Source organism: Sulfobacillus thermosulfidooxidans DSM 9293, from assembly GCF_900176145.1.
GTDB lineage: Bacteria > Bacillota > Sulfobacillia > Sulfobacillales > Sulfobacillaceae > Sulfobacillus > Sulfobacillus thermosulfidooxidans.
Genome location: NZ_FWWY01000001.1, coordinates 64794 through 79810 on the forward strand (window position 1 = coordinate 64794; position 15017 = coordinate 79810).

The 15017-nt window shown below is 46.7% G+C and carries 15 protein-coding genes; 2 read left to right on the forward strand and 13 right to left on the reverse strand.

Going from position 1 to position 15017, the window contains the following annotated elements; all coding sequences use genetic code 11:
- Positions 1–29 precede the first annotated feature (29 nt).
- The 7 genes from B8987_RS00360 to B8987_RS00390 form a co-directional block, all read right to left on the reverse strand.
- The gene (locus B8987_RS00360; protein WP_084660636.1) at positions 30–2021 is read right to left on the reverse strand and encodes a (Fe-S)-binding protein; all 1992 of its coding nucleotides are present in this window, start codon (positions 2019–2021) and stop codon (positions 30–32) included.
- Between the two features lie 76 nt (positions 2022–2097).
- On the reverse strand, positions 2098–2331 hold the full coding sequence (locus B8987_RS00365; RefSeq protein WP_084660637.1) for a FeoA family protein: 234 nt from the start codon (positions 2329–2331) through the stop codon (positions 2098–2100).
- Positions 2328–3086: a twin-arginine translocase subunit TatC gene (gene tatC, locus B8987_RS00370; RefSeq protein ID WP_076007296.1), complete on the reverse strand. Its 759-nt coding sequence runs from the start codon at positions 3084–3086 to the stop codon at positions 2328–2330. The genes B8987_RS00365 and tatC overlap by 4 nt, the downstream gene beginning before the upstream one ends.
- Positions 3087–3116: 30 nt before the next feature.
- Entirely contained in the window at positions 3117–3761 is a 645-nt protein-coding gene (locus B8987_RS00375) for a response regulator (RefSeq protein WP_026040612.1), read from the reverse strand.
- Positions 3730–4641 carry a sensor histidine kinase gene (locus B8987_RS00380; RefSeq protein ID WP_020374513.1) on the reverse strand — a complete coding sequence of 304 codons (912 nt, stop codon included), beginning with the start codon at positions 4639–4641 and terminating at the stop codon, positions 3730–3732. The genes B8987_RS00375 and B8987_RS00380 overlap by 32 nt, the downstream gene beginning before the upstream one ends.
- Before the next feature lie 126 nt (positions 4642–4767).
- The gene (locus B8987_RS00385; protein ID WP_037912697.1) at positions 4768–5541 is read right to left on the reverse strand and encodes an alpha/beta fold hydrolase; all 774 of its coding nucleotides are present in this window, start codon (positions 5539–5541) and stop codon (positions 4768–4770) included.
- Between the two features lie 687 nt (positions 5542–6228).
- Complete coding sequence (locus B8987_RS00390; RefSeq protein WP_084660639.1) at positions 6229–6678, reverse strand: SRPBCC domain-containing protein; 450 nt, start codon at positions 6676–6678, stop codon at positions 6229–6231.
- Between the two features lie 290 nt (positions 6679–6968).
- On the opposite strand from B8987_RS00390, the gene B8987_RS00395 reads away from it, so the two are divergent.
- The gene (locus B8987_RS00395) at positions 6969–7250 is read left to right on the forward strand and encodes a hypothetical protein (RefSeq protein WP_084660640.1); all 282 of its coding nucleotides are present in this window, start codon (positions 6969–6971) and stop codon (positions 7248–7250) included.
- Position 7251: 1 nt separating this feature from the next.
- Here B8987_RS00395 and B8987_RS00400 read toward each other — a convergent pair whose 3' ends face one another.
- From B8987_RS00400 to B8987_RS00410, 3 genes are read right to left on the reverse strand one after another with little or no spacing between them, the layout of a single operon-like run.
- Entirely contained in the window at positions 7252–8502 is a 1251-nt protein-coding gene (locus tag B8987_RS00400) for a polysaccharide deacetylase family protein (RefSeq protein WP_084660641.1), read from the reverse strand.
- Positions 8503–8526: 24 nt separating this feature from the next.
- Complete coding sequence (locus B8987_RS00405) at positions 8527–9696, reverse strand: MFS transporter (RefSeq protein ID WP_084660642.1); 1170 nt, start codon at positions 9694–9696, stop codon at positions 8527–8529.
- Positions 9683–10918, reverse strand: a complete 1236-nt coding sequence (locus B8987_RS00410; protein ID WP_084660643.1) for an MGDG synthase family glycosyltransferase — start codon at positions 10916–10918, stop codon at positions 9683–9685. Before B8987_RS00410 ends, B8987_RS00405 begins: the two co-directional genes overlap by 14 nt.
- Before the next feature lie 514 nt (positions 10919–11432).
- Between B8987_RS00410 and B8987_RS00415 the strand changes: the two genes are divergently transcribed.
- The gene (locus B8987_RS00415; RefSeq protein WP_051351054.1) at positions 11433–12050 is read left to right on the forward strand and encodes an IMPACT family protein; all 618 of its coding nucleotides are present in this window, start codon (positions 11433–11435) and stop codon (positions 12048–12050) included.
- Positions 12051–12452: 402 nt separating this feature from the next.
- Here the strand turns inward: B8987_RS00415 and thiE are convergent, their stop codons facing one another.
- Genes thiE through B8987_RS00430 form a run of 3 tightly spaced genes read right to left on the reverse strand, consistent with a single transcriptional unit; the run spans position 12453 to position 14931 of the window.
- Positions 12453–13076: a thiamine phosphate synthase gene (gene thiE / locus B8987_RS00420; RefSeq protein ID WP_084660644.1), complete on the reverse strand. Its 624-nt coding sequence runs from the start codon at positions 13074–13076 to the stop codon at positions 12453–12455.
- Positions 13073–13864 (reverse strand): bifunctional hydroxymethylpyrimidine kinase/phosphomethylpyrimidine kinase, encoded by a 792-nt coding sequence (gene thiD / locus B8987_RS00425; RefSeq protein WP_084660645.1) that lies wholly within the window; start codon positions 13862–13864, stop codon positions 13073–13075. Before thiD ends, thiE begins: the two co-directional genes overlap by 4 nt.
- Positions 13864–14931: an AIR synthase family protein gene (locus B8987_RS00430; RefSeq protein WP_084660646.1), complete on the reverse strand. Its 1068-nt coding sequence runs from the start codon at positions 14929–14931 to the stop codon at positions 13864–13866. Before B8987_RS00430 ends, thiD begins: the two co-directional genes overlap by 1 nt.
- Positions 14932–15017 lie beyond the last annotated feature (86 nt).

The window sequence follows — 15017 nt, forward strand, 5'->3', positions numbered from 1 at the left end:
GCCTACCCAATAGTTCATGTCACGCCATTTTATTTCACGATCGGTAATATGGCATCAGCTAGAATTTCTGAAAAATCCCGAACCTTAACGTCTTGTTCTTGGCCCAGAGATTGCACGCCATCTCTGATCATCGTCAAGCAAAAAGGGCAAGCGGTTGCAATAGTCGTTGCGCCCGTATTTAAGGCTTGTTGTGCCCGGTTTTGGTTAATTCGTTGACCTTCCCGTTCCTCGAGCCACATACGGCCTCCCCCCGCCCCACAACAGAAACTTCTGTCACGCGAACGTTCCATCTCTTTTAACTGGACACCGGGTACCGATTGCAAAATGTCGCGGGGTGCGTCATAAATATCGTTGTACCGCCCCAAATAGCAGGAATCATGATAGGTTAACGTTTCATCCAATTCCTTTACCGGCGTTAACTTTCCGTCGGCTATCAACTCAGCTAAATACTCAGCATGATGTTTAACCGTATAGTGCCCTCCAAAATCTGGATATTCGTTTTTAATGGTATTATAGCAGTGAGGGCACGTGGTCAAGATAATTTCCGGATCGGCAGCGTTTAATGTCTCTACATTTTCTGTCGCCAAACTCTGGTACAAATATTCATTGCCTAAACGCCGAGCTGAATCCCCTGTGCATTTTTCCAATGCCCCCAGAACTCCCACATCGACCCCAGCTTTTTTCAACAATGTCACTGTAGCCTCTGCCACTTTTTTGGCCCGGTCATCATAGGTTGCAGCACAGCCCATCCAATACAGAACCTTCGGTTTGTCTCCTCGGCTTACATCTTTGATTCCCATCGCTTCAGCAAATTGTTGACGCGCGTCGACACCCAATCCCCATGGATTGCCCTGGTTTTCCATATTGCGGAAGACATTTTGGGCTTCATTAGGCATTTCCCCCTGCGTCAGCACCAGATGACGGCGCATCCCCACAATTTTGACCACATGTTCATCATAGACGGGACAAACTTCAACACAGGCACTACACGTTGTGCATGCCCAGAGATCTTGTTCAGGAATCACTTCCCCTGCCAAGGGAACTTCTAGGAGTGCTTGTTGTTCCGGAGTGCGACTAGCCGCAGCCTCGTTTAAGATTGGCCCTACCAATTCTAACTGTTTGCGTAATGTCACAATAATATTTTTCGGCGATAGGGTTTTCCCTGTTTGATTCGCAGGACACACGGCGGTACATCGTCCACATTGAACGCATGCATAGGTGTCTAATAGATCTTTCCATGTCAAATCCGCAACTTGTCCAATGCCATAGCTTTCCACCGTATCATCGTCAAAATTTAACGCGGGTAAATGTCCCTTGTTGTCAAGATTCCGGAAATAAATATTAAAAGGGGCGACAAACAAGTGAAAATGTTTGGAGTAGGGCAGATAAACTAAAAATCCCAAAAGGCCCAAAGCATTCACCCATATGGACATTTGAAGGCCTCTTTGATCAAAACCATGACCAAAATGATGGAGCCAAGAACCGATAACACTCCCTAAGGGTGCCCAAAACATATGAGGATTTAAAGCCCATTGAAAACTTTCAATGCTTAATTGGGCGAGAATAATTAACGCAATCAATCCAAGGACCAAGCCCGCATCCCAATTTCTTACCAAGCGGGGCGTCTTGGCCACATACCGTTTGTAGGCGGCCATCATAACGGCAATCAATACAAACAGCGCGGTAATATCAAAAGCGGTATCAAGAATAGTTCCGATAAGGCCAGTGGGAATGGGAATCACAGGAAATAACCCATTAAGAAAAAAAATCACCGTTTGGATTGATACAATAAAAAATCCCCAAAACATCATCACATGCATCATGCCAGAAAACCGTTCCTGTAACACCCGATGTTGTCCGAAGACCTCTTTCCAAACACCTTGCCACCGGATGCCAGGCTGATCAAAACGGTTAAGGGGTTGTCCTATCTGGACTAGTTCCCATTTTTCTGTTACCAAAAGCCCGAACCATAAGATGGCTAAAAGAACCACGATGATAAATGCCAAATGATTCAATGACATCACAAAGCCTCCTCTACCGACGAGGTATCCACGGATTATTTTATCATGACATCAAATATTGTTGTATACAAATATTTTATGATTGCCTCTCGTCGGATGGAGTGACAAGAATATTCTTGGCAAGTTCATAACCTACTGCAATGGTTCGTCCCTGGTAGTTCAGCACAACAGGCCCATGGGGTAGTTTTTGAACAACACGAACCTGTGCCCCAGGTCCTAATCCCAACCGGATAGCTTGCATGCGGCTATATGCCAAAGAGATCTGTTCAATTTTCACCAGAGTAGTGATGTCTGCCTCTAAAAGCGTCACAAGGAACCCTCCGAATTATTTGACGGACCGCTCGAAGGTTCCTCACTCACTACAGGAGCTTTATAGGTAAAACGAGCAACTAGTGCGGAAATTTCATAGACTAAATAAATAGGTAAAGCCATGAGTGTCATGGACAGGGCATCGGGCGGTGCCAAGATAGCAGCAATAAAAAAAGACAAGAGAATCGCATAACGCCTGTAGCGCGAAAACATAATGGGTTGCACAAGCCCTAAATGCGACATAACTCCCGAGATTAATGGGAGTTCCGCCACTATCCCAAAAGGAACAGATAAATCAATAATAAAACTAAGCAAACTTCCCAGTCTCCACATCGGCTCAATACCCTGACCGGTAAAGGACAGCATCACATGCAACACAATAGGCACGAACACAAAATATCCGACGGCGGTACCAATGAGAAATAATGCCAGTCCCGGCCCCACAATAACCCCCACCACTCGACGTTCAACCTGGGTTAGACCTGGCAAAATAAACGCCGCAATTTCATACAAGATAATCGGCGATGTGAGAATGAGTGACATGGCCAAATCAAGCTTGATCAAAGCAAAAAAAGCTTCGGTCACCCCGGTGACAATAACGTGATGCACCGGAGTGTGACGAATGATCCAATGCAACAGAGGCCGGGTATAAAAAAAACCTACTAAAAAGACAACCGCAACCGCTCCCAAAATCACGAAGAGTCGGTTGCGTAATTCCGTCAAATGTTCTGTCAAGGTCATTTGCTTGTCGTCCATAGACACTCCCCTACTGCAATACCACCAGCACTAGTGAGGATCAACAAGTCCTCGACGAATAGCATAGGCTGCTGCTTGCACACGGTTTTCAAAGTGTAACTTCTGCAAAATATTCCGCAGATGGTTTTTCACGGTGTTCTCCGAGATAAATAAGCGTGCAGCAATGTCTCGGTTAGAGAAACCTTCTCCAACCAGTTTGAGCACTTCGAGTTCCCGTCCCGTTAACTGCGTTTGTTGTCGTTCCACGTCATGTGTAGAGAACGCTCGAATGATCTTCAAGGCCACATCGCCCGATATAGACGCTTCCCCCCGAATTTGAGCGGAAAGTTCTTCCAGGAATTGTTCTGGATCGAGGTGTTTTAAGAGATAGCCTTGGGCTCCCGCCTTGACCGCCTCAAACAATAAATCGTTTTCGTCGCTCGCAGTTAAAACCACAATCTTTACATAGGGCATCTGCTCTTTGATAATCCGAGTCGCTTCAAGCCCTCCGCCACCAGGCATATTGATATCCATTAAAATCAAATCCGGCATGAGTTCTTCGGCAAGGCGCACCGCCTCCTCGCCCGTCTCTGCTTCCCCTACCACTTCCATGTCAGGACGACTCGCTAATAATGATGCCATGCCGGAGCGAAACAGCGCATGATCATCCACTAACATAATTCTTGCCTTTTCCAACAACCTCTCCCCCTTTATCCCCATCAATCTGATAGGTAATCGTCACCACGGTTCCCTGACCGGGCTGTGAATGGATCGACACTCGTCCTCCAAAAGTCTGGGCCCTTTCTTGCATTATCCCCAAACCAAAATGATGATTGGGCGGAGTCGTTCCCATAACAAAGCCTTTACCATCATCAATCACTTTTAATTCTACGATATCATCATGAATTGCTGCGGTAATTTTTACATGTTTGGCTTCGGCGTGCTTTCGCACATTCGCAAGGGATTCTTGAATAATCCGTAAAATTTGCACGGAAGCCATATCATTCCACGGTACGCCATCATTAGGTAAAGCTTCGACTTCCACGGCAACTTTTGTTCCTTCTTGGAAATCATTAGCCAACGTTCGAACCGCCGTCCAAAATCCTTCTTCCAGCCGTTTTCCCGCACGCAAGTCATATAACGATTGTCGTACTTCGGAATAGGATTTATTCACGGCACAACGAATATCGTCCAATTCTTTTCGCAGCTCGTCCAACCGCATGCCATCTAAAAGCGTTTTTGCTTGATAAACTTTTAAATTAATAACAGCCAACGTTTGTGCAAGCCCATCGTGCATTTCGCGTGCTAGACGCTCTCGTTCTTGAAGCGCAAGCATAGCATCTTGATACTCACGACGTTCATTTTCCATTTTTTCAATCACGTCAAAAACATACGACGAAAATCCAGCGGCTCCGACCAACGTGACGGCAACCGCCACCAGACTGACACTTGCGGGAGGCAAAATGCGTCTCAAGTAATAAAACCGCACGGTTTCGGCAACGGCGACAAAGAGGGTGGGACCGATGGTCGTCAATAACTTAAGCCGACGATAACGTCGACGGTCATCGTAGTCCATCACTTCCCCCTCCTGCCGCTTATATCGGAACAAACTCCTCATATATTTTACCTGCACATGTGAACTGGGGCAAAGAAAAAATTGTTATATCACGAAATCCTCATGCATCATCGCCACTAGTTGCCCTTAATCGTCTGCCATATGACCATTAGTCCAAAAATAGCGGCATTCATGAATGACCCGTTGAGGTTGGTCTAAAACGGCCAGGTGCCCACAGCGCGGTAACGCTTTCACCTCACTACCTTTAATCAATTTTTGGACTTCATCAGCTTCTGCTGGCGGTGTCCGGGTATCTTCCACACCCACCATCACCAATGTCGGAACCGCAATTTGCCGGTACACCTCTTCATTGCGTACCGTATAAATTGCTTGCATCGCTTGCAGATATTTCTCTTTGTCAACTTCACCCATTTCTAGAACCAGATTTTCTTTGACTTCGGGCAACGCATACACAGTTAACGTATTATCAGCATAATTCTGAGCAAATTCCCGCATCGTCATGTGCTCCAACTGCTGACGCCTCGCGGCAATCTCTTGTTCTCCGTGAGAAAAGCCGCGAGTTGCCCCAATAAGCGTTAAAGAGCGCACAAGTTGACCAGGGTTAACAGCGGCGACGCGGCTCATCACCCATGTTCCCAACGAAACACCTAAAAGATGGGCCGGTTTATTAATATCCCGTAAAATGTCGATCGTGTCGCCGACCCAATCTTCTAGTGTCGGATAAAAGTGCCCATTATCTCCCACTCCACGGGGATCCCACAGCACAACTGTATATTCCCGAGATAACGCGGGACGGATGCGATGAAATAAGAATTGTCCTAACCCCAAACTGGGGTGACACAACACCGCCTCAGGTCCCTCACCATACATGTGGTAGGTAATTCCTCGAACTGTTTGCATTTCCCACCATCCTTCGGGCATTCTCTTCTTCTTTGCGTTACGTGTGTTAGTGCTAAAATACGCCATGCTAACGGATAATCTTCAAGTGGTCAATCGGCAAAGATGAGTTGACCGTCCCACCCCAATGCATGGTCACCTTGAATTATGGATAGCGATAAGAATTTATGTTTGCTTAAGACCGGATATCAAAAACATCCTAAGGCAACTCACGCATCACCGAATAAGCGAACAATGGAGATTTGGAAACGCTGTCATCTTGTGAGCGATGTTCTATACAATGGGTCAATTTCGCATGAAAAGCGAGAATTGCGCTTATTCATTGGCTATGAATACCAGCATGTAATCGATTCACCCAACAGAACACGCCCTGTCCCCATTCGGCATTACGAATATAGCTCACCATATTTAGACTTGTGAATAGTCGCTCGGGATGATGTAGAGCCACAAGCAACCATAGGAAATAGATCCGAATTCTTTGTACCCTCTCGCCTTGAAATCTCATAATGAGCCCTGGCCCCATCTTGATCTTTCCCTTTTTCCAGTGATTCACGATGGCCAATAGAACATCTCGAGTCACGCCGAAAGGGGAGGTCCCGCCTTGGATGACAAAAGTCGGCCATTATGCTTTGTTGAGCCGTTCACGATATGCTACTCATGAAACCCACTAGACGCCTCCCGTTCTCAATCTTAATGAGGCATTTTCCGAGCCCTTTTCGCTATCGCATTAAAAAATTGCCCTAAAATGACATTCCCGGCACCGGATAGGACTTTTTGCGTAAGAGAATTGGATTGGTCACCAAAAATTCCTTCTCCTTGATAGTGTAAATCTGTTTGTCCTTCATGACTACTAGTCAACGTCACATCTAAAGACATAAAGATATCCCCGTTGGGTCCTTGCCCTTCTAGAAGCAGATGATAACGGTGAGGAACAACCACCTGATCTAAACGCATTTCACCTCGGTATTGTCCTTTAAAACCCGGAATCCCTAATTCCATTTCCACAGCATAAATACCTGGGGATTGTTCCTGCATAGTTTTTAAACCAGGCATGCTGTCAATTAATACGGCCGGATCCATGAGCAAAGGAAAGACCCTATTAGGTGGCGCATCAATGATTTTATGGGCATCAAATTGCATGATCTGTGTACTCCCCTCCGTGACGATGTTTATGGTTGGAAAAATCCTGCTGTATATGTATTCGTTATCCTATGTGGATAGTTACCCGGAATTTTCCATTAGGACCTGATCCCATCGTCAACCAAGCACCGGGCATGTTAGCATGACTAAGAACAACAAACGTACCCACATTGAATGTCACGCTTAGATCATCTAGAAAAAGGCTGGGGCATTCAAAATGGCATCGATCCCCGTGAGTATGCCATAGGGATTTAAAGATTAACTCAAGACCTTAAGGGAGGGAAACCGCGATGAAAATTCTGGGAGTCGAACAAATGCTCGAGCAAAAATTTGAATCATTTCTTGAACCGCGTATTGATGAATGGTTTCGCAAATATTTGGAATCTCCCAAGGGAGAAGCCATGATTTCCAAAATTTTGGCCGACGTGATGATGTCTTGGATGAAGCCTGGAGCAGGAGAAGAACGCACCTATCTCGAAAGTGTGGTTCTTGATTTAGTCGGGCGCATGAAAAACAACCCAGGATTTCGGGAACGCCTTTTAGCGGTAATGTCCCAAAAAAGCGTTGAATAGCTTATGCGCGCCTGGGGTTTGAAGACCGAAGATATCGGCTCATTAAGGTATCCCGATCCATAAGCAGTAAAACGGGCTTCAGCCGCAGAAATCGTTTTAAGGTACTCCACCCATCCGCGTGGTAAATGGCCATAAGAATTATGAGATAAAACCACATAGACCATTTACGTGTGCCCGAAACGGGAATACGATCAAATCCTAGTTTCTCAATAGCGCTTGACGCATCTAATAAGGTGATTCCTCCGACTACAACGATGTCCTGGTATTTTTCACTCTCTGCCACAAAATTTGCCAGATCTGTTAAACTGCGTAACACAGCGTGAAAAGCGCGCAATCCCCCAGCCCGACTGGAACTCAGCTGAGATAAGGCGGGATTGCCAAAATGAATTTCACCCATCCATTGTCCCCGCGATATAATTCGCCCAGTAGATAATACCGCCGGCTTGAAGGGGTATTTGATCAAACCTAAACGTAATACCGGATCACCACCTAACGAAGAGGGGATCGTGTCAATGTCCCACTGCCGTGTAAACCTAATTTCCCACCAGGTCCACCAACGCCGGAGTTCGGATTTTTCCTGGTCCAGTTCAGAAATAGTAACCGGATTAAGGCCCAGGTTGCGTACCTTATCGATGATGGGTCCCAAGGCTTGCACCGTGGCCTCACGGTTTCCCCCGGCATCATGCATCACGACGATGGCACCGGGATGAGCTAATTGAACAACATCATGTTCAATCGTTTGTGCTGTTTTTCCGGCTTTCCAGTCATCTGGAGCAATAGTCCACAAAACCCGTCGCAAACCTAGACGTTGAGCAATTATCCATGTCATCAAATTGTGATGTCCCCAAGGAGGACGATAAGACACTGGCCGTACACCAGCAATCGCTTCTATGGTATCCAATCCATGCTGGATTTCACGGTATACGCTCCATGGCCAAAATAGATACATGGACCGGTGCTGATAGCCATGTAATCCGATTTCATGGCCATCGCGAACCATCTCGTGTAGTAACTCGGGATAATGTCGGGCACGTTCGGCTACCACAAAAAACGTCGCATGAGCATTGTGAGTGCGGAGGACTTCAAGAATTTTCGGAGTATCTGGACCCGGACCATCATCAAAAGTCAACGCGATTTGATGATGATCGCGTGTACCCAACATCGCTTTCCATTGTAAATGGTGCCAAATGAGATCAGGCAACAGATAAAAGATAGCCCATAGAAATACAATGCCGCCAAGAACTCCCCACATACGACTTCTCCTTCATTCACGATTTTAGCTTTGTATTTTCTCTTTCAGCGGGAAAGATGCATAAAAAGATCCCATAATTAATAAAATGACCGCTGAAGCCACAAAGGGTAACCAAATTTGTACAGAAAAAAGACGAGTGCCAACAATAGGTCCGACCGACATACCCAATCCTTCGACGGTCATAAAGACGCCCCATAACCACCCTTCAATTTCTTTAGGTATCAATCCAGCTAAAAAGGCGTTCCATGACGGAAGAATCATCGCATAGGACAGACCTAGTATGCCCCCGAAAATCGTGAGTTCGAAGAACTCTCGAAAAAACGCAATCCCCAATAACGCTATGCCAGCAATAAAAAAACCTCCCACTAAAGGAACCCGTAATCCAAAACGATCCGTAATTTTCCCCATGGGCACCAAAAGCAAAACGGTAAAAGCCCCACTTCCGAGCAGTAATTCGGCAAATTGTAAATGACTTAAGTGTAATACGCGTGTGGTAAAAGGCTGTAAGATCGGAAGCATAAGACCTAAAGTCATATTTTGCACAAAAGTTCCGGGGATCACCCAGCGAAAACGCCATAACGTGTGCCACAAATGTCGAGCTTTCGGTTGATGATGATGCAGTTGAATCAACCGCGGATCTGCTATCCAAATGGTTACCGCGAAGGCTACCACATCTGCGGCAATTAAGACTAAAAATGCTGTCCGGTCTCGCCCACCTAAGAGAAAATTAATGAGTACAGGGCCTAATCCGGAACCCGTTAGCCAGGCAGCAAAAACCAGTCCCATCATGGATGCCCGCCGTTCGGGCTCGGTAAGACGATTTGTGCCAGTAACCACCGCAGGCCAGTGAGTTGCTGTCCCCACTCCTAATAAGGCAACAAACACGATAATCATGGCCGGATGCCGGGTGTTCATCGCTCCGATCAAAGATAAACATTCAATTGCCAAGCCCATGGTCAAAACACGGGGCACACCAATGTGATCGACCAGCCATCCCGCTGGCCCACGAAACACGGTATCTAAGAAATAATGGCTCGATAAGGCCCATCCCACGATAGTCAAGGACGCCCCTAAAGGCCCTGTGACATAGGCAGGCAACAACGAAATGATTAATGCCCCTCGTGCAAATTCAGCGAGTCCCAATGCAATTAACAATAAAGACTGAGGAAGCGACAAATGATTACGCTGGAGCATTGGCTTCCTCAGTTCGCAAGGCTAAATAGATATGTTTTGCCACAATTTGAGCCGCATCGGGATGACCTAAACTTCTTGCTTGATGAGCCATGGCTTTAAGTTCCCATGGATGTTCTAACAAATGCGTAACAATCTCCCCCAAATCCTCTTCCGTGTGCGCCCTTCGGCCCGCACCATTTCGCACCAAAAATTCCGCATTGGCATCTTCTTGCCCCGGGATGGGCCGATAAATGACTGTAGGTAATCCCCGGCACAGTGATTCGGTAGTTGTTAATCCTCCTGCTTTGCTAATCAAAAGCGACGATATCGCCATTAATTCATGCACGTTATTGACATAGCCTAGTACGACCATCGGATTACGGGCCTGTTGTTCATATTGTTTAGCTAATGTCAAACGCAATTCTTCGTGCCCTGCAATCACAATCGTCGTATGCTTTGCTGGAACATGATCAAGAATCTTTAAAACTTGAACATATTCGGCAATGGGCATATACGCGCCTCCCATAAACAAGATAATGGGAAGATTATCATCGATATGAAGGCTTTGCCTGACCGCATGCTCGTCAACCGTTTCTTGAAAACGTTCATCAACAGGAATACCCGATACAATAATTTTACTGGGATCAATGTGACGGTCTAATAATTCTTGGCGCATATCCTCACTACCAACAAAATACATATCGACGGCCGGGTGTATCCATTGTGTATGCACACTATAATCGGTCATGACTACATAGTTAATGGCATCAAGTTTACCCTGCTGCTTGAGTGTCGAAACGACACCCGCAGCGGTAGGATAGGTAGAAACAATGAGTTTTGGCGGCATATCTTTCAATGCCGAATAAAATCGCTTGATGCCAATGTGATTAATCATGCGCTGAGTTCTTGACAATGGATCAATATTCTGTGTCGACGTATAAAACCATCGCCACAATGATGGCGCACGCCGAACGCTGGTTAAATAACCCCACCGGATGAGATTATCAAGGCCAGGATTCACAAAACGGTAATAATCCAAAATTCCTAGCCGTAATTGACTATCCATCATTAATAATTGCAAAGCAATAGCCTTTGCCGCACGTAAATGGCCATCCCCGTATCTGGCCGCTAATATCATAATTTCGGGATGGAGGCTCAAAGTTGCATCATGGTGGTTTGCTAACCAGTCAATCCAGTCGGCAGACTGTTTAACATCTGTGCCTGAAGCGGGCACCATGTCCATCCATTCACCTCCAGCCTGCGCTCGTGAGCGACATAATGTGTTCTATCTCAAATGTACGATACCATGGACGCCAAAAAGTGGCTAGTCTGCCACAAAACCGATAGCATTTCCATAGAATATGTGTATGCGACTTCTTAAGCCAGGTTGTCAGCCATTTTCTCTCGCCATGATGTTCAGCCACACGGATTTTTTTCGACTCCCCTATATCGTCATCATGTTCTTCGCCCTTGATACTGTTCTGTGCTGTCCCAAATTTCATATGTTACCACAAATATTTAACGGATTTTCTAACACGCCTATCCTCATGGGAATAAAGTATAATTTTTCATCGGTGAAACGCCTTTTATTACCACATTCTCGGGCTATACAATGGTGCTGAGTCTCTCCCCATAAAAGATTTCTATAAAATAAAATGAAAATAACATGAGATGTTCAGTTGCGAATGATTTTGGCAAGACAGTACTATAGCGGTACGTAATTTGGATGCCATCTGGAAGGCGGTCGAAATGAGAGCATGAATGCAGTCATACACGGAGATTGGACAGAGATCACGGTGCGCCATTCACGATTTATCAGCCGCGCATTTTACTGTCCTTCTTCGCAAACCTTTGAGCAAATTCTTCATCATGCCACAGAACATTGGCCCAAAGCGACTCATTACGTGTGGGCCTATATCATCAAGCCCGGGGTCGAGCGAATGACCGATGACGGTGAACCAACAGGCACCGCGGGTCCCCCAACACTCAATCTGCTTCAAAAGCGTCATTTGATTCAAACCGCCATTGTCACCGTCCGGTACTTCGGCGGCATCAAGTTAGGCACGGGCGGCTTGGTTCATGCCTACCAAGACGCAGCAGCCAACGCATTGTCCCATGCCCAATTGGGGCATGAAGAAGATGTGATGACTGTCATCCTTGATATTCCCTATTCAGAATGGGGTCGGACGGAAAATTTTCTTATGACAAAAAACATTTCATACAATGTCAATTTTCAAGATAATGTTCACGTAGAGTGTGATATCCCCACCACGACATCAACGTCTATCCTTAACACATTACGTAATGATGTGGCTCCCCATCTGCGTGTTCATCAAGCGCAACAACGAACAGCTATTGTTCCCAATATTATCTGAAAATCTTAACCTCACCGTCCTACAGGGCAGAGTTCAGGCCCTATGCCTTAATCCTCCCTGAACTCACAAGCCCCCCGGGCGAATCGGCTGATGCATCCTTTGTCGAGGATGGTCACCGCACTAAGTCCATCGTGATGCGCCTGATAGCTATAAGCACGCTAGTATGGGCTGATCACATTCCCGGCGAAAGGCGTGAAGGGCGCGGTGCCAGATTCGCAGACAATATGATGCCACGTTTGAGCGAACACGGTGGGGTGGCAGTTTCTGCTCTACGAGTGATTTTTGTCAGATCAGCTGTACACGCTCCCTGTTGCATCAACTCAACCACCGAGCAACCAGGAAGTGTCGGTTGAGCGCTACGGCGCGTTTGATCAATACTGGACTCCGGAATATGTCCAATATTTATTGACCATCATAGGGAGCCAATAGCTCTTCACACGCTTGTTTTTTATCCGGTGCATGCATTACCGCTGAAATCACAGCAATGCCGTGAACACCCACACGCCAAACCTGATCCACGTTATTTTGATTAATGCCGCCAATCGCCACAACAGGAGCTATCGTATTGGCGACTTGAGTCAATTTCTTTGTATGGTCTATTCCTAAAGGTTCTCCCGCATCCCTTTTGCTTAATGTCGCAAAGACCGGTCCCAGTCCGAAATAGTCAGGAGGACAATTCTTGGCTCCCATAATCTCTTGCAAGGAGCTGACAGACAATCCGACAAGCATTGATGGTGCGAGTTTGCGCACAATTGCCACAGGCATGTCATCTTGTCCGACATGGACACCATCGGCCTCTAAGGCTAAAGCGATATCAACACGATCATTGACAATAAATGTGAGGCGAAATTGCTGACAGAGTTCTTTCACAACCTGTCCATAATCCAATAATTCCCGGGTTGTGGCCGATTTCGCCCGCAACTGAATGACACTTGCTCCTCCCTCAGCCATTTGCTTCATGTTTTCCGGTAAGGATTCACGCGACATTTGCACAGGATCTATGAGCACATGTAATTGGAGATTCATAGACGATTCTCCGGAAAATGCCATAAGGGACCATGCCCATGGCCCAAAGATGGAGCCTCTAAAATAGCTTGAGTCACATAGTTCTTGGCTTGGATTACGGACTTGGGCACATCGTGTCCTTGAGAAAGACCGGCAGCAATCGCACTAGATAATGTACAACCGGTACCGTGAGTGTTCACCGTATTTACACGAGGCGCCTCGAGCCATAATTCTTCATGCTGAGACACGAGCAAATCATTGGCGGGATAGCCGTCCAAATGCCCTCCCTTGACGAGCACGTAGGGGACACCATATTGGAGCAACGCCGTGCCGGCGCTACGCATATCTTCAGGAGAACGAATAATCCGACCCGTTAAGGCTTCCGCCTCAGGAAGATTTGGTGTAATAACTGTAGCAAGCGGGAGCAATTGTTCACGCATTTGATTTTCTGCCCCAGGACTTAACAACGATGTCCCTCCCTTTGCCCGCATGACCGGATCTAATACCACCGGAATATCGGGATAATGGCGCAATCGATCGACTACCGCATCAATGATGTCTGCAGAAAAGAGCATGCCAATTTTAATGGCATCAACTCCTAAATCGCGAATTACCACATCAATTTGTTGTGCCACAACGTCGGGATCGATTGCGACGATTCGATATACTCCCATCGTATCTTGAACTGTCACAGCGGTAATCGCGGACATGCCATAGACTGAAAAGGCGGAAAAGGTTTTTAAATCGGCTTGAATGCCGGCTCCGCCTCCGGAATCCGATCCAGCAATGGTTAGAGCTCTGGCAACCATTAGGCTTGACCCCCTTGAGCTAAACGACCAAAGGCAGCCCAAAATGGATCAATCCGCGGATGCTCCAACGGTATGCGTTTGCCCTGCCTTTCGCGCCACATACCTTCTGATGCATCGCGCATTTCGCCTATCACCGATACGTCAATATGACGCGCTGCCAGTGCGGCCATTACCTTATCAACAGCATGGGGTTTCACGGTCAACAGTAATGTGCCTTCACTAATCGAAATCAAGGGGTCAATTCCCGTTAAGGTACAAATGGCTTGCGTCTCAGGACGGACAATAATCTTGTCATCTTGCAAAACAACTCCGAGATTCGAAGCTTCTGCAATTTCGTAGACTCCCCCTATCACCCCGCACTCAGTAGCGTCATGCATGGCCGTTACCCCGTCTGAACGAACCCCTTGTTCCGCTGCAATTCGAGCGTCCTCTACCACCGTCATGTGATCAAATAGCGCATCGGCTTGTTTCCAAATGTCCTCCCCAACATGTTGTCGAATATAATCGGGAAAGGTTGCCGCAAAAAGACCGGTAGCTTCTATGGCTGCTCCTTTGGTGCACAATACCATATCGCCTTTTTCGGCCATACCGGTGGTGATGTAACGATCTTCCGGACCGATACTCATCACCGTAGCGCCCCCCACCATGGGATATTCGCAGCCTTCATAACGCGCTGTGTGTCCGGAGATAACCGCAATCCCCAATTGTTGGCAGGTATGAGCAAAGGCTGTCCAAAGCTTCTCAAATTCGGCTGTAGTTATACTCAAAGGAAGATTTAAATCCACTGTCATTAAAGACGGCGGCAAGCCTGATGTAGCGGCATCAGATGCTAGAATATGGACGGCAAACCATGCAGCCCTCTCCCAGCCATAAGCGGGTACAATAAAAACAGGATCGGTGGTTGTCGCCATAACCGTCCCCGGGGCAACCCTCGTTATTGCGATGTCCACTCCTGACTGTGGTCCGACAAGCACTTCAGGTCTTTTCTCGCCCAAATTGGGATAAACATAATCTTGAAATACTTCCGGTGAAATTTTTCCAATAATCGGAAGTTCTGAGCTTGGCAAAAGCAGCCCCTCCTTTGACGCACGAAAAACAAGACATTCTTAATAACACCTCGAATGCCTTGTTGCTGTGTCATTAACAATATAGT